The following is a 16376-nucleotide window of genomic DNA, read 5'->3' as shown; positions in this document are numbered from 1 at the left end:
AAATGGACATGACGACTTACCCCATCTATCTCGTTGGTGGCAGCAAGGGCGGCGTAGGCAAGAGTTTTGTTGCGCTCGCGCTGGCCGATTATCTGCTACGGCGGGATATTCATGCGGCGCTTGTGGAAACGGATACCTCCAACCCAGACGTGATGAAAGCAGTCCAGGATGATATGCGCTGCATTGCCGATAACCTGGACGATGCAGACGGCTGGATCGGCCTTGTCAATTTCTGCGACGAGCAACGAGACGCAGCGATCGTTGTCAACACGGCGGCGCGGAGCCAGACGGGTGTTGAGCAGTTCGGGGCGACACTGGCCGGCGCGCTTGGCGAGCTTCGGCGCCGGCTTGTTGTCCTGTGGGTGATCAACCGGCAACGCGACAGCCTTGAATTGCTGAGCGCTTTCAACGAGACGTTCCCGGACGCGGTGATGAACGTCGTACGCAATGGCTACTTCGGTCCGGCGGACAAGTTCACGCTGTATCAGGGGTCGCAGCTTCGCCGTTCCATCGAATCGCGCGGTCACTCACTGGATTTTCCTGATCTTGCGGATCGGGTCGCGGACGAGCTTCGCAGTCAGCGCATGTCGATTCGCAAGGCAGCGGAGACGATGCATATCGGTGAACGGGTCGAGCTATTGCGTTGGCGTTCGTTGTGCGATGCCATGTTCGCCAAGGTAACGGTCGATGGATAGCAGGCAGGGCAGGCCGGTGGACGAGCTCGCCTGTCTGTTTCTCGACGTCACGGGCGAATTGCCCGACGATGCCAGTGTGCTGCGAATGCGTCGGGTATCGAGTGCGCTCAACCTCCGCGACAACGATGCGCTGTGGTCTGTGCTGGTCATGCTCGAGCACTACGGGCGACTCTACGAGGCCATGCCGGAGCGCATCCGGCAGGCAGGCGCGGGCAGTCTGGAGGTCGTGCGGACGGAGGCGCGGGCAGCGACGGATGCGTTGATGACGCAGCATCGTGACGCGCTCGCGCGCTGCAAGACCACGATTGAACTGGCCGGGCAGATGATCGATGAACATGAGGCGCGCTACCGGGCCGCGCTTGCCGCGCTGAACGATGAGGCGCTGGCTACACTCACGCAGCGGGCGGCGAATCACATTGCCCGCGTTGCCGGTAACCGGCTCGTGGGGGCGACGGCTGTCGCCGTACGTGACCAACAGAAACGGATCGATACGACGCTCACGTCATTCGAGCGCGTCGCCCTGCGGCGGCTCGTGCGGGCGTGCTATGGGCTGGTCGTCGGCGGACTGATTGTGATGCTGCTGGCCGCGGGCGCAGGCGGGCTGGCCGGATGGTGGACTGGCGTCCATTGGGTGCGGGCAGACGGCTCGCCGTCTGCCCGCACGGGTTATACCCCGTCGGTGTCACCCTCCATGAATTCAGCGGCGTGGCGGAGCATGTCTGCAGCCGCGTCGTTTTTGTCGAAGGCGATCATCGGTGCCCGGTAGCCTTCATCTTCGGCGCGGGCAAGGGTCATGTCGTAGCGCTTGCCTTCGTTGTATTGCAGATCGGTGGCTTCAACGAAAGTCAGGGAGAGGTCGGGCGAGCCTTCGGCATTGATGGTGAGCACGGCCATGCGGATGCGGTTGGTCATGATGTGTTCCACCGGTTCAAGTCTGGCAAGCGGCGCATTCTGGCTTGTCGCCTGCCTCGTCCCGTTGCCGGGGCGAAAGGTGGGATCACGCTACGAGGGGGCCGGATTGCGCGCTGTTCATGCTGTCCGAAATCGGGTACGGCCGCGACGTCAGCGGGCTACTGGCGACAGGGGCGGCTTCTGCGTCGGCGGGCGTATCGTTGACGTGTTCCGTGCCGTTACCGGCATCCGGCTCAGCATCGACGTCTTCGTCTTCCGGTGTGTCGGCCGCGCCGTTGCCGGTATCGCCCGCATCGGCGCCGTCTTCATCCTCGTCGTCACGGTTTTCCCGTGACGGCGTGGCCGGGGCTTCGCGATCGGTGAGTATTTCCGGGAGCCCTGCCACCTTTGCGAGCCGAAGCTCGGCGGCGGCTACCGCGTCGGTCTTCTTCATCTTGTTGAGGTCGGTGGCGGCTTTCGGTGACACGGCAGCGGAGACAACGTCCGCGATGCGTGCGTTGTTGACGTGATCACAATACGTCGCACGTGTCGGCGTCCAGTACCGGGTCATGTCGAGGTTCAGCGCATCCGCAAGCGTGTTGATCCATGCGGTCTTTCCTCGCCCGCGATGCCGTCGAGCAGGGTGCCGGTGCAGAATGCAAGCAGGTCGAGCAGCGTCGTGACGGGGTCCTGTTCGATCAGCCACGGCAGCAGGTCCGCACGTCTGGCAGGCAGTTCATCGATCCAGCGCGTCCGCTGCGTCTCGATGGCGTTCCACGCGGGGCTGGCGGGCAGGTCGTCGGCCGCGCGCAGCAGACTGTCGTGGTTGCTCTCGCCGGACAGTGTGAGATAGCTGCGCGCAGACGTGTGCCCGAAGTGCTCGGGCAGTGCCTTCGGGGTCAGGTAGTGCAGCAGGGCGACCAGCGCCATGGCGGGCCGGGCGACCCGTTCCGCGTGGACGGCAGCGGTACGGTGCGCCGTGAGCCGCTGGCAGAGCTTCGCGCTGTGGACGGGTTTGATCTTCGGAGCATTGGTGGACGGCGCGTCCGGGCCTTCGGCTGCGGCGATGCCGGTGACGCTTGCCCCTGCCGCGTCCAGTGCCGCGCTGTTCTCGCGCCGCACGAGGCCGCGCTCGATGACGAACTCACCCTGCGACCCGACAATCACGAATGCGCCCGTCTCGGCCATCTGATGCGTGTCCCATGCGAGCGCTCGGTTTTCGAGTGCGATGAGCATCGCATTGACACGCTCAATTTCGTCGTTGAGCCGGTCGGCTTCCTCATAGGCGCTTTCGTCGTCCTCCGCCAGTGCTTCGATTTTTTCGGCGAGTTCATCCTGCTGCGCGGTGAGGGCGTCCATTTCGCGCTGCTCGTCCTCGGTGTATGGGCGCTGCACCGGGCGCAACCTGCCGTGGCGGTTCAGTTCGACAAAATCGCATTCGATGCGCGTTTCCGTCCAGCCCCATCCCTCGGCCCGCGCTTCGGCGGCAGCAGCGTCGAGCTTCTGCGCGACGAGCTTCTGCAGCAGTTCGGCGTCGGCGATGTAGCCCGAGTTTTCGTCGTCGCTGAACAGATCGCGGCGAATGTAGCCGCCCGCTGCTTCATAGGCGGCGAGGCCGACGAATCGGACGAGGCGGCTGCGGCTCGCATCGATTTCGGCACGCGTGATCGCCTGTCGCAGGTGGTTCGGCTGGCGCTGCCGATCGTTCGCGTCGGACCAGATGTGTTCCTGCGTTTCGTGGTCGTCTGCGAGGGCGAGTGCGGCAAGCTGTTCGAGCGTGATCGCGTCCTCGCGCAGCTTGGCGAGCAGCTTGGGCGATACGTTGGCGAGCTTCATGCGCCGCTTGACCGTGAGCGGCGAGGCGGAGAAAAGCGCCGCGATGTAATCGACGCTACGCCCTTCCTCGGCCAGCATCCGGTATGTGCGCAGCACGTCGAACGGGTCGAGTGCTTCGCGTTCGCTGTTCTCGATCAGCGAAATGGCGAGGGCTTCGCCTTCGCTGACGATTCGCACCGGCACCGGATAGTCGGCCACGATATGCTTCTATTCGAACAGCAGGTCTCGAGCGCGGCTTCCCGGCGCTGGCCCGCGCAGACGCCATACCGGCGCTGCTTGCCATGCGATCGCTTCATGTCGTGGACGACGAGGTTTTGCAGCAGGCCCCTCGCCCGGATATTGGCGGCGAGCGCCGGGATCCCCGACAGCGGTTTCGTGCGGGCGTTGAGCGGTGAGGGCCGCAGGCTGGAATACGGCACGGTGACGAGCGGCTGTTCGTCGCCGAAGTTGGTTTCGAGCGGCGAGACGGCTTCGTCGGTGTTCGCCTTGACGGTTTCGACTTGAGCTTGCATAACTGACTCCAGAAAAATAAAAAGGAAGGTTCCGGGTCGGGTGCTGTCCGATTCCGCCAGGATACCAGTTCGCGCTCGCGTCGAGCGCGGTCGTGCTGGCGATGGAAGGCGGCACGATCCGCGAAGTGCGCATCGCGCTCGGCGGCGTGAGCACGAAGCCGTGGCGCGCGGAGAACGCCGAGGCGATGCTGCGGGGCAAGCCCGTATCGGCCGCATTGATCCGCGACGCCGCGGCGGCCGCGATGGAAGACGCCCGATCGTATGGCCAGAACGGCTTCAAGATCGTGCTGGGCCAGCGGGCGGTCGCACGCAATCTGTCCACGCTCGCGGCCTGACGGACGGGCCCTCCTCTTCACACGTTTCCCACTAACACGGGAGGTCTCGATGACCGGACTCGCCATGCATGCTATCGGCGCATCGCTGCGCCGTGTCGATGGCCGCGTCAAGCTGACGGGCGCTGCGCCGTACACCGCCGATCGCGATCTGCCGGGGATGGTGCACGCATATGGGGTGTTCAGCACCGTCGCCAGCGGCCGCATCATCGAAATTGACACCACCGACGCGCGCCGCACGCCGGGTCTCATCGACGTTCTTCATCACGGCCATTGCCCGCGCCTGTACCGGGTGCCGAAAGCCGCAATTTCCGCGACGACGATCCTGACCGCCGCGATCACCGACGAGCATCGGTTGCCGTTCGAAGACGACACGGTTCATTACGCGGGCCAGTTAGTCGCGCTGGTGGTAGCCGACACATACGAGCACGCGCGCGAGGCGGCAATCCGCGTGAATGTCACGTACGAGAGCGGTCGTGCGATCGCGAATCTGGAACAGGGACTCGCCGCCGGCGGCGCGTGCGACGGAGGACTCGGCCATGCGCGCGGCACGCCCGAGGCCGCATTCGATGCGTCCGCGCCCAAGGTCGATGCGCTTTACCATACTCCGGTCGAAACCCATAACCCGATCGAACTGAGTGCGACGGTCGCGTGGTGGGAAGACGGCGATCTGGGGGTGTACGAGGCGTCGCAGGGCGTCGTCGTTCACCGCAATACGCTCGCGCAGATTTTCGGACTCACGCCGGAGCGCGTGACGGTGGAGGCGCCGTTCATCGGCTCGGGATTCGGGTGCAAGCTGTTCCTGTGGCCGCACTCGGTTGCGGCCTGCGCCGCATCGCTGATGGTCGGGAGGCCGGTGAAGCTCGTCGTGCCGCGTGGGCAGATGTTCACGGCCACCGGGCAGCGACCGGAGACGAGGCAGCGGCTGAGGCTCTCGGCTGATGCGGGCGGCAAGCTCACGTCGATACGGCACGATTCGATCAACACGACCTCGTTCGTCGAGCAATACGTCGAGAATTGTGGCGGCATGACGCCGAGCCTCTATTCGTGTCCAAATGTGCGCGTGACCCACCACACGACCGAAGTGCATCGCGGTGCGCCGACGTCGATGCGCGCGCCCGGCGCGGCGCCCGGACTGTTCGCACTCGAATCCGCCATTGACGAACTGGCGGCCGAATGCGGCGTCGACCCGCTTCGGTTCCGGCTCGACAACATCTCGACGCGCGACGAAGCCGCGAATCTGCCGTGGTCAAGCAATCACCTGCGCGAAGCGATCGAGCAGGGTGCGCTCAAATTCGGATGGACGAAGCGCGATCCGCGCGTCGGCTCGATGGTCGTCGGCAACGAGATCGCAGGCTACGGGATGGCCGTTTGCTGCTGGGACGCATGGCGCACACCGGCCGAGGCGCGTGTGCAGCTCAAGAGCGACGGCACGGCGTCGGTCACCTGCGCCATCCAGGACATCGGCACCGGCACCTATACCATCGCCGCGCAGACCGTCAGCACGTTGACGGGACTGCCCGTGGAGAGGATCGAGGTCAGACTCGGCGATTCGTCGTACCCCGCCGCGCCGGTGTCGGGCGGATCGTGGGCCACTGCGAGCGTCCTGCCTGCGATCGCGGAAGCGACCCGCCACGCGATCGGGCAGTTGCGCGCGTTCGCCACGCAGGACGGCGCACCGTTCGCCAGCGTGGACCCAGAGACGCTTCGGATGGACGACGGACGGCTGACCGACGGCAGCCGTTTCGTCGACTATGCAGACGTGCTGAACGCGCAGCGGCTCGCGAGCGCCGACGGGCACGCGCGAACGGGCGGCGCGCCGCAGGGCGAGGTGTCGTTCATGTCGTTCGGCGCGCACTTCGTCGAGGTGCGCTGGGATCCAGGGATCTCGCATCTGCGCGTCGCGCGGGTGCTCAGCGCAATCGACGTCGGGCGCGTGATCAATCCGCTGACTGCGCGCAATCAGGTCGAAGGCGCGATCGTGATGGGGATCGGCATGGCGTTGTTCGAAGCCACCGAGTACGACGGGCGCAACGGAATGCCGGGCAACAACAACTACGCGGAATATGCGGTGCCGGTGCACGCGGATCAGCCCGAAATCGACGTGATGCTGCTCGATTATCCCGACCTCGCGTTCAACGAGTTTGGCGCGCGTGGCATCGGCGAGATCGGCATTACCGGGTTCCCCGCAGCCATCGCGAACGCGGTCTATCATGCGACCGGCAAGCGTATCCGAGATCTGCCGATCACGAAGGAAAAGCTGATGGAGCTTTAGCGCGGGCGGCGGTGTCCGGTTCTGGCGGCTGCACGTCGTCGGCACCTGGCACTGCCGCGTCGCGACGCAGCCCCCGATCCAGCCACAGCAGACTGCTCAGTCGCGGCCCGCCATCTCCGGCGCTATCGATGCGTGGCCCAAACAAGCCACGAGTCGAGGCGGACGACTGAAGACGCTCGGACAGTCGCGAGCAAACGACGCGGCTAGCTGCGGCGTTGACCGTTTCGCCTCGATAGCAGCGATTGGAAAGAGACGCGCCGAACGACCGACAGGGTCGACTTGAGCCGGTCGCCTTCGCCGGCATCGTCCGTGCGACAGCCCGGCCTGACTGGGTCCAGGTTACACAGTCGCAGGGACATGGCTACAAAGATTCTCTTCTTATCTCAATGGCTGTATTTCGGCCGCCAAATCGCCTTATGCAAATCAAGCCGCTGCAATGGATCTGACAGCGCGAGTTGAGGATTTTATTTCCAGTCCGAACGAAATAAAAACGTCAATTCGCCTCAGTCCGAATTAAAGGTGTCACTTCGCATCGCGCGGCTTGAAATATGTCGCAATGCACTGATTTGTCATGAAATTCCTTTTGCAACAAGGCCGCTTGTCAAAAAGCTGAAGGAAGTCTTCCCAGAAAATTGCATGGGCTCGTAACCGATGCACCTGGGAAAGTACAACCACATTGAAGATCGCCTATTCAGACTGCGTAGTTGGCGCTGCACCGTCCGGCACCTCATTTCCCTTCGCGCGCATGCATTCCAGGTACGCGAGATAGTATCTTTGCTGCACATTCAGTTGTGCCCGTGACACGTTGGCATCGCTCTGGGCGCGGGTGTCCACGCCGCGCGCCAGCTGTTCTCTCGCATACTGTTTGCACTGCGCATCGTCCTGCAGAAAGACGGTGAATGGCTTGTCGCGCCCCGGCTTCACAGCTACCGCCGGCCCAATTGGCTGCGACACGCATCCGGTGACAACCCCGGAAATCGTTACCGCAATCTGGACTCGGCAGAGAATACTCACGGCGTCCGTCCTTATCCGAAGCTCAAAAAGCATCTGTAGCCCAGTACACGCAATAGTGATAGCAGAACCATCACCATTGCAAGTCCCCTGGCTGCCATATCCGGGGCCCAGCCAGCCGATATTGACCCATCACCGCGTGCGGGCTCTTTCCGGCCCCGTTTCCGCCATTCGCGACCGTCCGCTGTCGGGTCGACATTATGGGTAGTCCAGCATGTCAAGTCGCCCACGCACTGCGGGAAAACGAGTCTGACCAGGCTGCGCTTCACGTACTAGTCTCCTTGCATACGGAGCGGGTGCCTCACACTCACTAGCGGCTCTTGCGCGATCTTCGCCGAGCCTATGATGAAGCGGCACCGGGTCCGCTCAACGAACGTCGTTCGATACGGCTGACTGGACAAAGCCGCTCAACTCTGGAAATCGGGCGTAGATGCGCGGTCACGCGCAGAGGCTATCCAGGATCTAGCGTGCCCATTTTCAGGGCGGAAAGAGCGATCGGCGTGCGGAACAGCACCGCATTCAGCGGTTGGAGATAGCGCTATGAACAGGAAAACTCTCTTTACCGGCGTTTTGCTGCTGGCTGGATTGTTCTGCTCCGCGTCGTCTGTTTTTTCTCAGTCATCTCCGCCGACGTCCGAAACGGCAAAACGGACCGAAGCGCTGGTCGACAAAGCTGCGGCGTTGATTGACAGGAAAGGCAAGGAGGCGTTCTCCGAGTTCAGAGTGAAAGGCAGCGAATGGTTCCACGGGGATACCTATGTGTTCGTTTACGATCTGAAGGCAAATGTCCTGTTGAATCCGGCGATCCCATCACGCGAGGGGACCAACGTCAGCGGCCAGAAAGATCCCAACGGCAAGCCGTTTCACGACGCTATGATTGAGACGGCCGAAACGAAGGGATCGGGCTGGGTCGACTACATATTCGTGCGGCCCGGGCAAACTCAGCCGTCGCATAAATGGACCTATGTGAAGGCTGTGAAGATCAACGGAGTTCCGGGCCTGGTGGCTTCGGGCTTCTATTCGGAGTAGGTTCTGGCTAGCATCAGTCGACCACACCACGGAGGCGGACGAACCCGTTTTGGCCGGTGGCCGCCTCAAGCAAATCCCCCATGAGCAGCCAGCAACCCTTCCCCGCGAGAGTCGAACCACTGAAGTATGGCGGCGTCGAGCAACGAACGGACGTAGCTGCCGATCCATGCCAAGTAGGCGCGATGCACATCGCGTTTTACGTCGACGATCTCGACGCGGTGCTCCAGTGCATCGCGCCTACTGGATGGCATCGGCAGGGGTGCTGCAACTCATTCCGGCGGGACCGCGAGCGGGGACTAAGGTGTTCTACGCCGTGGGGCCGGACGGCTCGGCGATCGAGTTCATGCAGCCGGGAAGTTGAATGCCTCGCTGCCTGGCGCGGCGGTCCGTATCGGCATGGGAGTGACGACAAGCCGGTAACTGTCACGCGTTAGCCTGGCGCTTGCGGTCGGGGCCATCAAGAACTCTGCTGCTGGCACCTCAACTCGATGAATTCGGCCGGAATGCGTGATCTCGACGGGTATCGTCACGCGCATGTAGCCATCGAGGAAGCGTAGCAACTACTGTGTTGTAGACGCGCTCAGTGAACGGTGCGTTAAGGACCGGAACGCGAATTGAGGAGAGCAATGAACGTTAAACGTACCGCTGGAGCGCTGTTGCTGCTCCGCGCATCGACAATTTGCGCATTTGGCCAGGAGGCGGGTCTGACCGATGCACAAATCGTCGGCATCATCCTTGTTGCGAATCAGGCGGAAATCGCGGCCGGCCAAACAGCCTTGCGCAGAACGCAGTCGAGAAGCGTACGATTCTTCGCGAGTCGGATGGTTGACGAGCATGGACAGGTCAACCAGGAAACCGCTGGATTGATGCAGAGACTCGCGGCGACTCCACAACGAAGTGGGATTAGCGATGCGCTCGCGCAGCAGAGCTACGACGACCTTGCGAGGCTCAATGCAGTCGATGCTCACGAGTTCGACCAGGCGTACCTTGATCGCGAGGTGATCTTCCTGCAGCAACTGGTCAATTTGGTAAACACCTTCATTCGGTCCACGGCGAACGCGGAATTGAAGACACTGCTCGTCCGGTCTCGCCCGTCTTTTATTTTCCATCTCGACCAAGCTCACCGATTGCAGTTGGCGCTGGAACGCCCGAGGTTTGTACGATGATCTGCGCGACGGGATCGGCGTGAGGACGATCCGATCTGGAGCCGGCGTCCGACGTTCTCGCTCGCTTAATAAATTTCCGCAAGGGTCGCCCGCGTGGGATATGTACGACCGTAGCCGGCCCAGAGCGTGTCAAAACGCGTAGACACCGGAAATTAACGAAACCTGGCTTGCCGCAGGTCGCGACTTTTCGATTGCGGCGGCCGGACGTCAAATCAAAGTCGAAAGTATCGCGACCGCGCAGCACCTCCCGGCGGGCGTCACGCCCGCATCGCCGTCATCACCGCTTCTGAACCGAGTAGCTTGATCACTCGCTTCATGTTGTACGCCAGCACGTGCAAGCTCATTTCCGTGCTCACACGTTCGAGGGTCCGCGTCAGGAAATGAGTGGCGCCCATCCATGCCTTGATCGTCCCGAACGGATGCTCGACAGTCTGTCGCCGGATGCGCATCATCTCAGGGGCGTGATCAAGTCGCGCCTGCATCTCGTCAAGAACAGCTTCGTGTTCCCAGCGCGCCACGCGACGTTGAGGGCCTGGCGTACAGTCCCCTTTTAGCGAACATTGCTGGCAGTTTGAACTCCAGTACTTGCTGATCTTCAGACCGCGCTCAACAGTTGAAAATCGCCAGATGAGCCGATCGCCTGCCGGGCACCGATATTCGTTCGTTTGTGCGTCGTAAATGAAGTCATCCTTGCCGAAGCGACCATTAGCTGTTGCGCTCGATGTCACCGACTTCGGAATGAACACGCTTATTCCGGCCTCATGGCATGCAAGTATCTCCTCGCTCTTGTAGTAGCCCCGATCCGCAACTGCAGTGAGCTTGTCGACGGCCATCTCCGTGCGGGCAAGCTTCGCCATCGACGTCAACTGATCACGATCGAGGCCATCATTGGTAACGACATGCGCGACAATCAAATGGTGCTTCGTGTCAACCGCAGTCTGGACGTTGTAGCCGACGACCCCCGTTCCTCGTGTCTTCATCGAACGGGCATCCGGGTCCGTGAGCGATACCTGTTTGTCGGGTGCTGCGTTGAGTTGGACCTCGATCTCCTTGAGGCCTCGCATCTGTTCCTTCAAGGCCGCAATCTTGTCCTGCAATCGCTCTGTCCGGACCTTTGCGATGGCAGGCTCCTGACGATCCGCTGTGTCCATCGCATCGAGATAGCGGGCGATACTTGACTCGATGTCGCGCATGCGTCGTTCAAGCTTCGCGCTCGTGAAGTTACGGTCGCGGTGGTTCACCGCCTTGAACTTGCTGCCGTCAATCGCAACGATCGCTTCGGCGAAGAGGTCCAGACGCTGGCACAGCACGACGAACTGACGGCAGACGCTACGGATCGCTTTGCCGTTGTCCTTGCGGAACCGCGCGATGGTCTTGAAGTCCGGTGCCAGGCGGCCCGTGAGCCACATGAGTTCGACGTTGCGCTGGGCCTCGCGTTCAAGGCGACGGCTCGATTGGATCCGGTTCAGGTAACCATAGATATAGATCTTGAGCATCACCTCGGGGTGATACGACGGCCGACCTGTCAACGCTGGTTCGACGCCTTCAAACCCAAGCTTATGAAGATCAAGCTCATCTACAAAGACATCAACTACGCGCACGGGATTTGTGTCCGTCACGTAGTCATCGAGCGCTTCAGGGAGGAGAAAGCTTTGCGTACGATTGTCGCCTTGAACGAACCGTTTCATCCTGCTTATCCCTCGCTGTCGGATGGCAAATTTTAGCGCTCCAAAAACCGTTTTGACACAATCTGGGCCAAAAGCAGCCATTCAGTGGCACGTGAATCTGGACATTCGAGAGGCCGCTTTACGCACCGAGTGCGCCGGTGGCTCCAATGCATCACTCTCGGGAAGCGCGGCGCACCGGCGCTCACCACTCTCCGCTACGCGGTCGTCTTCGAATCCGGCGCGTAGTCCTTATACCCTCGTCGGTCACCGCCATAAAAGGTCGAACGGTCATAAGGAGTGAGCGGTCTGCCATTGCGCAGGCGGTGGGCCAGATCCGGGTTGGAAATGAACATGCGGCCGAAGGCGACCAGATCCCCATGTCCATCTGCAATGATCTGTTCCGCACTGTCGCCAGTGAAGCCGCCGGCCGCGATGATTGTCCCCCGATAGATCTGCGGGACGTCCTCCGATGTCATGTCGCTCTCGCGCGTCGACTCCGCATTTCGCGGACTCGCTGATCGTCGCGCGCGCGAATCTCACCGGCGTGCGTCCTACGCCGATCGCGCGCGCAGTTGTACCTGGACCAGGCGGTGCTGACCTAGCGGGCCGCCTGCGGTCGGGCACAAGTCCGCGTGTTGATGGAGCGTATACATACTTGCGCTCCGAAGCGAGCCGCGAACGACCGGTCCCAACCGGCGTTGCATTGTGCGCTGGCGCGCACGGCAGATCGATTGGCGCGGCAAGCGGTTCGTAATCTCACTAACATGTGTGTACGCGGAAAGCGTTATGTCCGACGATTCCGCTTCTCATCCGCTCGACCGCATCCGAGGTCCGACATGCGCAACTCCATCCGCCGCGAACGCTTGTGCGCATCGTTCGCATAGAAGGAACGCAAACGCCGCCGACCACCGGATACCGGTGCGGCCGGCGCTCGCCGCCATGCGAATCGTTCTGCATCAGGAAGAAGGCGACGCGCTTGAACGTGCGCTGCGCGAGCGCGGGCTGTCGGAAGACATCGAAGTCGGCGCGTCCGGAGAGGGCTCGCATGTCGTGGTGGTGATCGCGGGCGGCAATCGCGTCGCGCAAGCCGCGGCGCGCTGGCTCAGGCGGCATCCGCTGCCGCAGGCGTTCATCGTCGGCTGCACGCCCGACACGCGCTGCGACTGCCAGCCCGAGGCGTGGTGGCCGGCGGCGGTGAGCGACATGATCGTCGCCGACGACTACGGCATGCTGCTCGACGAAATCGCGTTGCGGGTCGCGCGCGTCGCCGAGATCGAATCGATTCTCGACGCCGACTGGCGGCGCGAGCGCGCGGTCGGCGAATCGCCGGCATGGCGTAAGACCTTGCGCGCGGTCGCCGAGATCGGCCGCTTCGGCGACGGCGCCTGTCTGCTGCTCGGCGAAAGCGGTTGCGGCAAGGAAGTGCTGGCGCGCCTCGTACACGATCTCGATGCACGGCGGCGGCGCGGTCCCTTCGTGGTGGTCGATTGCACGGCGCTGAGCCCCGAGCTGTCCGGCAGCGAGCTCTTTGGTCATGCGAAGGGCGCGTTCACGCACGCGCTCGCCGCGCGCGACGGCGCCGTCGCGATGGCCGACGGCGGCACGCTGTTTCTCGACGAGATCGGCGAACTGGAATCGGGCGTGCAGGCGCGTCTGCTGCGCGTGATCCAGGAGTGCAGCTACAAGCGCGTGGGCGAAGACACGTGGCGCAAGTCGGATTTCCGTCTCACCTGCGCGACCAATCGCGATCTGGAAGGCGACGTCTTCGCGGGGCGCTTCCGCAACGATCTGTTCTTCCGCATTTCACGCTGGACGGTGCGCGCGCCGAGCCTCGACGAGCGGCGCGAAGATATTCCGCTGCTGGTGCGGCATTTCCTCGCCGAGCACGGCGAGGCCGCGCCCACGGTGATGCCCGAAGTGATGCAGCAGCTGGTGGCGGCCAACTATCAGGGCAACGTGCGCGAACTGCGCAACGTGGTGATGCGGCTGGCCGACCGGCAGCGCGGCTTTCGCGTGCTGAGCACCGGCTGTCTCGACGAGTCCTTCGTGAGCCGCGCCGTTGCCGACGCACCGGTGGTGCACGGCTGGGAACAGGCGTTCGCGCTCGCGGTGGAAGGCGCGCTCAGCGCGGGGCTCGGCTTGAAGGGGATCGGCCAGATCGCGGAATCGATCGCCGTCGAGCTGGCCGAACGGCGCACCGGCTCAACCAGCCGCGCCGCTGAACTGCTGCGCATCACCCCGCGCGCGCTGCAACTACGGCGTCAGATCCGGCCGTCCGAAGCGAGCGGTTGACGGCGCGGCGGCGCGCCGCGGCGGACCGAGCAGCCGCAGGGCGTTGCCGCCTGCCATCGCGGCGAAGGCGGCCGGCGCGGGATGCAGCGCGCGCAGCTTGGCCAGCTCCAGCCCCGGATGTAGCCACGGTCCGTCCGTGCCGAACAGCAGCTTGGACGGCCCGGCGCGCCGAAACGCTTCCTCGAGCAGGTCGAAGCGCCGCACACCGGCCGTATCCGAGAATAAATTCGGATACCTAACTATCAGGTCGACCACGCGGCGCTGCGCGGCCCAATCGTCGGCGAAACTGCCGAGATGCGCGAACACGAAGGCGACGTCGGGATGGGTCTGCGCCAGCAGTTCGAGTGCGCCGACATCGCCGGCCGGATCGTAGAGCACAGGCAAACGGAAGCGCCGCGCGGCGTCGCAAACGTGCCGGTTGATGCGAGCGTCGTGCCGGTGCACCTTGATGCCGCGCAAACCGAGCGTCAGCACGGCCTCTTCGATCAACGTGTGGATGCGTGGGCGGTCGCGCTCCGCATGGACCATCGCGAAGCCGATCCAGCGGTGCGGATCGCCGCGCACCAGCGCGGCGACGTCGCGATTGCCTTGCGCATAGTCGGACTGGAACACCGGCAGCAGCACCGAGCGCGCGATGCCGGCGCGCGTCGCGCGCGCGGCATAACGGGCGAGCGGCGCGCCGGTGTCCCACGGGCCGGTCATGCCGTCGCCCTGGCCCGCGTGCACGTGGAAGTCGACGATCATGGCGTCAGCTCGAAGGTATCGCCCGGCACGCGCAGCGCGCGGTTGCGCACCAGGTACGGCGACTGCAGCGACGGCGGCAGCACGCGGCGGATGTCGAGTCCCGCTTTGTCGACCCGCATGGGCAGCCGCAGATCCGTGTTGGTCAAGCCGTCGCGCAGCGCCCGCACCACCACGTGCTCGACGGCGAGGACGCTGCCCGGCGGCACGGTGGCCGTCCACACATGCAGCCCCGTATCGCCGTGCTGCTGCGCGATCAGCCGACGCGTACGCAGACGCGCCGCGAGCGGCTCGCCTTTGCCGACATACACGGGCTGTGCGCCACGCATCAGGATGTAGACGCCGAATCCGCGCGCGTAGCGTTCGGCCGATTCGAGGGTCTCGTAGTGGCGCCAGTTCAGCACCAGGTTGGCGGACTTCAGCATCGACTCGAACTCGAATTCGCCGGGCCCCTGTTCATAGACGTGCGCGTAACGGCGCGCGGCGAGCCGCACGGGCGGTTCCACCCGCATCGCCACGAGCTGCATGGCCCCCGCCTGCTGGCGCGCCAGAAAGCACGCGCGGCAGCAGGCGCTCGCGCTCTCGAATCTGGCGATGCGGGTCGCGCCGTCGGCGGCGACGCGCCGCGCGCGCGCCATCAGTTGCCGGACGTCCTGCGCGATGCTGCGCGAAGGGGTTCCGATGCTATGCCGCCGCGCTTCGGCGACCAGCCGCACGAGCCGGCGCATGCGCCACGGCGAGAGTTCCAGCGTGTGACCATCGGCGGTTCTAAACATGGTCGATCTCCTTGAAGAGCCGGGCGCCTGCCGCGCTGCGCGCGGCACCCGGCAGGCGCGGCGCGAGGCCAGCCATCGCCGCGAGCAGCGCGTCGATGTCGGCGGCTTCGTGGTCGGCGCGCACGATCACGGCGAGCACGTAGCGGTTCGCGCGCTGGCGCAGCAGCGCGGTGCGCATCCCGCATTCGCTGAGCCCGGCGTGCAGCGCGAGCGTGCGGGCGCGGTTCGCGAGGCGCAGCCGCTGCAACGGATGCACGCTGTCCGGAGCGCACAGATCGGGCAGCACCGACGCCGCCAGCGCCCGCACGCCGCGCCGCAGCCGCTGCAGCCGATCGAGCAGGCGCCGCCGCAAGCGCGCGCCCGAGCGCTGGTTGATCTCGAGCGCGCCGAGCGCGGCCAGCAGCGACGCCTGGTTCGGCGGACTGCAATGGACCTGGGTGGGGCCGTCGCGGGCGATCTGTTCGATCAGCGGCGCGGGTCCGCACAGGGTGGCGAGCGGCGCGCCGAACGCCTTGGCCCAGGACGCGAGCAGCAGCACGGACTCGCTCGCGGGTGCGCTCAGCCCGAGGTGGCGCAGCACGCCGCCGCCGCCGTGGCCCCACGGGCTGCGCGGACCGGGCCGCATACCGAGCAGGCCGAGCACCTGGCTCTGGTCGATCAGCACGAGGCCCGCATGCCGCCGCGCTTCGCTCACGTAACGGCCGATCGGGGCCAGCGCGCCGTCGCCCACGGTGGCGTCGGTGACGATCGCGGGCGGCCGGCTGTGCGGCGCTTCAGCGAGCCGACGCGCGAGACTGCCGGCGTCGCCGTGGCCGAACCACGCCACGCTTGCGCCGTTGCCCGCCATGCGCTCGGCGGCCCAGCGCATCACTGGATACAGCGCGTCGTCGGCGAACAGCGCGTGGCTACGCCCGAGCCGTTCGAAGGCGTCGATCGCCAGGTGCAGCGTCGAGGTGCCCACCAGGCCCGCCTGCGCCCCTTGCAGCGCGGCGGCCTGCGCCGCCAGCGGACGCATCAGCGGGCTCGCGGCCAGCGCCGCCGGATGCCCGGTGGTGAGCGCCGCGTAGTCGCCGGCCTCGCGGGCCGGATGACGCAAGCCGAGGTACAGGCCGGAGGCGAAGTCGATCATCATCGGGCGCTCCTCGCGCGAGGC

16 protein-coding genes and 1 pseudogene are annotated in these 16376 nt (G+C 64.4%); 7 read left to right on the top strand and 10 right to left on the bottom strand.

What is annotated here, in order from left to right; translation table 11 throughout:
- Window positions 1-2 precede the first annotated feature (2 nt).
- Together OKW44_RS06035 and OKW44_RS06030 are read left to right on the top strand one after the other, a co-directional pair.
- Complete coding sequence (locus OKW44_RS06035) at window positions 3-695, top strand: nucleotide-binding protein (protein WP_018421010.1); 693 nt, start codon at window positions 3-5, stop codon at window positions 693-695.
- Window positions 688-1461, top strand: coding sequence for a hypothetical protein (locus tag OKW44_RS06030; RefSeq protein WP_026225907.1), 774 nt, complete (start codon window positions 688-690; stop codon window positions 1459-1461). The genes OKW44_RS06035 and OKW44_RS06030 overlap by 8 nt, the downstream gene beginning before the upstream one ends.
- Here the strand turns inward: OKW44_RS06030 and OKW44_RS06025 are convergent.
- The 4 genes from OKW44_RS06025 to OKW44_RS06010 form a co-directional block, all read right to left on the bottom strand.
- Window positions 1362-1607 (bottom strand): hypothetical protein, encoded by a 246-nt coding sequence (locus tag OKW44_RS06025; RefSeq protein ID WP_084754124.1) that lies wholly within the window; start codon window positions 1605-1607, stop codon window positions 1362-1364. The genes OKW44_RS06030 and OKW44_RS06025 overlap by 100 nt on opposite strands.
- A gap of 85 nt (window positions 1608-1692) precedes the next feature.
- Window positions 1693-2040, bottom strand: coding sequence for a hypothetical protein (locus OKW44_RS06020; protein WP_429409664.1), 348 nt, complete (start codon window positions 2038-2040; stop codon window positions 1693-1695).
- 125 nt (window positions 2041-2165) lie between these two features.
- Window positions 2166-3620, bottom strand: a complete 1455-nt coding sequence (locus OKW44_RS06015; RefSeq protein WP_429409662.1) for a hypothetical protein — start codon at window positions 3618-3620, stop codon at window positions 2166-2168.
- Window positions 3557-3934, bottom strand: a complete 378-nt coding sequence (locus tag OKW44_RS06010; protein ID WP_429409660.1) for a ParB/Srx family N-terminal domain-containing protein — start codon at window positions 3932-3934, stop codon at window positions 3557-3559. Before OKW44_RS06010 ends, OKW44_RS06015 begins: the two co-directional genes overlap by 64 nt.
- Window positions 3935-3984: 50 nt before the next feature.
- Between OKW44_RS06010 and OKW44_RS06005 the strand changes: the two genes are divergently transcribed.
- Both OKW44_RS06005 and OKW44_RS06000 read left to right on the top strand, forming a co-directional pair.
- On the top strand, window positions 3985-4269 hold the full coding sequence (locus tag OKW44_RS06005) for an FAD binding domain-containing protein (protein WP_429410824.1): 285 nt from the start codon (window positions 3985-3987) through the stop codon (window positions 4267-4269).
- A 49-nt stretch (window positions 4270-4318) separates the two neighbouring features.
- Window positions 4319-6541, top strand: a complete 2223-nt coding sequence (locus OKW44_RS06000; protein ID WP_018421013.1) for a xanthine dehydrogenase family protein molybdopterin-binding subunit — start codon at window positions 4319-4321, stop codon at window positions 6539-6541.
- 687 nt (window positions 6542-7228) lie between these two features.
- Here the strand turns inward: OKW44_RS06000 and OKW44_RS05995 are convergent.
- On the bottom strand, window positions 7229-7555 hold the full coding sequence (locus OKW44_RS05995) for a hypothetical protein (RefSeq protein ID WP_162633975.1): 327 nt from the start codon (window positions 7553-7555) through the stop codon (window positions 7229-7231).
- A 537-nt stretch (window positions 7556-8092) separates the two neighbouring features.
- Here OKW44_RS05995 and OKW44_RS05990 point away from each other — a divergent pair.
- Window positions 8093-8581 carry a cache domain-containing protein gene (locus OKW44_RS05990; protein WP_018421015.1) on the top strand — a complete coding sequence of 163 codons (489 nt, stop codon included), beginning with the start codon at window positions 8093-8095 and terminating at the stop codon, window positions 8579-8581.
- Between the two features lie 626 nt (window positions 8582-9207).
- The gene (locus OKW44_RS05985; protein WP_018421018.1) at window positions 9208-9747 is read left to right on the top strand and encodes a DUF4142 domain-containing protein; all 540 of its coding nucleotides are present in this window, start codon (window positions 9208-9210) and stop codon (window positions 9745-9747) included.
- Between the two features lie 257 nt (window positions 9748-10004).
- Here OKW44_RS05985 and OKW44_RS05980 read toward each other — a convergent pair whose 3' ends face one another.
- On the bottom strand, window positions 10005-11435 hold the full coding sequence (locus OKW44_RS05980) for an IS1182 family transposase (protein WP_026225909.1): 1431 nt from the start codon (window positions 11433-11435) through the stop codon (window positions 10005-10007).
- Between the two features lie 194 nt (window positions 11436-11629).
- Window positions 11630-11911: pseudogene (locus OKW44_RS05975) on the bottom strand (oxidoreductase); the annotation flags it as partial.
- A gap of 442 nt (window positions 11912-12353) precedes the next feature.
- Here OKW44_RS05975 and OKW44_RS05970 point away from each other — a divergent pair.
- Entirely contained in the window at window positions 12354-13706 is a 1353-nt protein-coding gene (locus OKW44_RS05970; RefSeq protein WP_035470999.1) for a sigma 54-interacting transcriptional regulator, read from the top strand.
- Here the strand turns inward: OKW44_RS05970 and OKW44_RS05965 are convergent.
- Genes OKW44_RS05965 through OKW44_RS05955 form a run of 3 tightly spaced genes read right to left on the bottom strand, consistent with a single transcriptional unit; the run spans window position 13668 to window position 16355 of the window.
- Window positions 13668-14450 (bottom strand): amidohydrolase family protein, encoded by a 783-nt coding sequence (locus OKW44_RS05965; RefSeq protein WP_018421023.1) that lies wholly within the window; start codon window positions 14448-14450, stop codon window positions 13668-13670. The two genes, OKW44_RS05970 and OKW44_RS05965, sit on opposite strands and share 39 nt — an antisense overlap.
- The gene (locus OKW44_RS05960) at window positions 14447-15223 is read right to left on the bottom strand and encodes a GIY-YIG nuclease family protein (protein WP_018421024.1); all 777 of its coding nucleotides are present in this window, start codon (window positions 15221-15223) and stop codon (window positions 14447-14449) included. Before OKW44_RS05960 ends, OKW44_RS05965 begins: the two co-directional genes overlap by 4 nt.
- On the bottom strand, window positions 15216-16355 hold the full coding sequence (locus OKW44_RS05955; RefSeq protein WP_018421025.1) for an aminotransferase class I/II-fold pyridoxal phosphate-dependent enzyme: 1140 nt from the start codon (window positions 16353-16355) through the stop codon (window positions 15216-15218). The genes OKW44_RS05960 and OKW44_RS05955 overlap by 8 nt, the downstream gene beginning before the upstream one ends.
- Between the last annotated feature and the right edge of the window lie 21 nt (window positions 16356-16376).

It is taken from the genome of Paraburkholderia lebeckiae (genome assembly GCF_050436325.1).
GTDB lineage: Bacteria > Pseudomonadota > Gammaproteobacteria > Burkholderiales > Burkholderiaceae > Paraburkholderia > Paraburkholderia tuberum.
Note: the sequence above shows the minus strand (reverse complement) of the source record. Positions and strands in the feature narration are given on the sequence as shown.

Bases quoted from the DNA above. Each gene is read 5' to 3' on its own strand.
- OKW44_RS05980 (WP_026225909.1), bottom strand. From the start codon at position 11,435: ATGAAACGGTTCGTTCAAGGCGACAATCGTACGCAAAGCTTTCTCCTC.
- OKW44_RS05970 (WP_035470999.1), top strand. From the start codon at position 12,354: ATGCGAATCGTTCTGCATCAGGAAGAAGGCGACGCGCTTGAACGTGCG.
- OKW44_RS05985 (WP_018421018.1), top strand. From the start codon at position 9,208: ATGAACGTTAAACGTACCGCTGGAGCGCTGTTGCTGCTCCGCGCATCG.
- OKW44_RS05960 (WP_018421024.1), bottom strand. From the start codon at position 15,223: ATGTTTAGAACCGCCGATGGTCACACGCTGGAACTCTCGCCGTGGCGC.
- OKW44_RS05990 (WP_018421015.1), top strand. From the start codon at position 8,093: ATGAACAGGAAAACTCTCTTTACCGGCGTTTTGCTGCTGGCTGGATTG.
- OKW44_RS06010 (WP_429409660.1), bottom strand. From the start codon at position 3,934: ATGCAAGCTCAAGTCGAAACCGTCAAGGCGAACACCGACGAAGCCGTC.
- OKW44_RS06020 (WP_429409664.1), bottom strand. From the start codon at position 2,040: ATGAAGAAGACCGACGCGGTAGCCGCCGCCGAGCTTCGGCTCGCAAAG.
- OKW44_RS06030 (WP_026225907.1), top strand. From the start codon at position 688: ATGGATAGCAGGCAGGGCAGGCCGGTGGACGAGCTCGCCTGTCTGTTT.
- OKW44_RS05965 (WP_018421023.1), bottom strand. From the start codon at position 14,450: ATGATCGTCGACTTCCACGTGCACGCGGGCCAGGGCGACGGCATGACC.
- OKW44_RS06035 (WP_018421010.1), top strand. From the start codon at position 3: ATGGACATGACGACTTACCCCATCTATCTCGTTGGTGGCAGCAAGGGC.
- OKW44_RS05955 (WP_018421025.1), bottom strand. From the start codon at position 16,355: ATGATGATCGACTTCGCCTCCGGCCTGTACCTCGGCTTGCGTCATCCG.
- OKW44_RS06000 (WP_018421013.1), top strand. From the start codon at position 4,319: ATGACCGGACTCGCCATGCATGCTATCGGCGCATCGCTGCGCCGTGTC.
- OKW44_RS06025 (WP_084754124.1), bottom strand. From the start codon at position 1,607: ATGACCAACCGCATCCGCATGGCCGTGCTCACCATCAATGCCGAAGGC.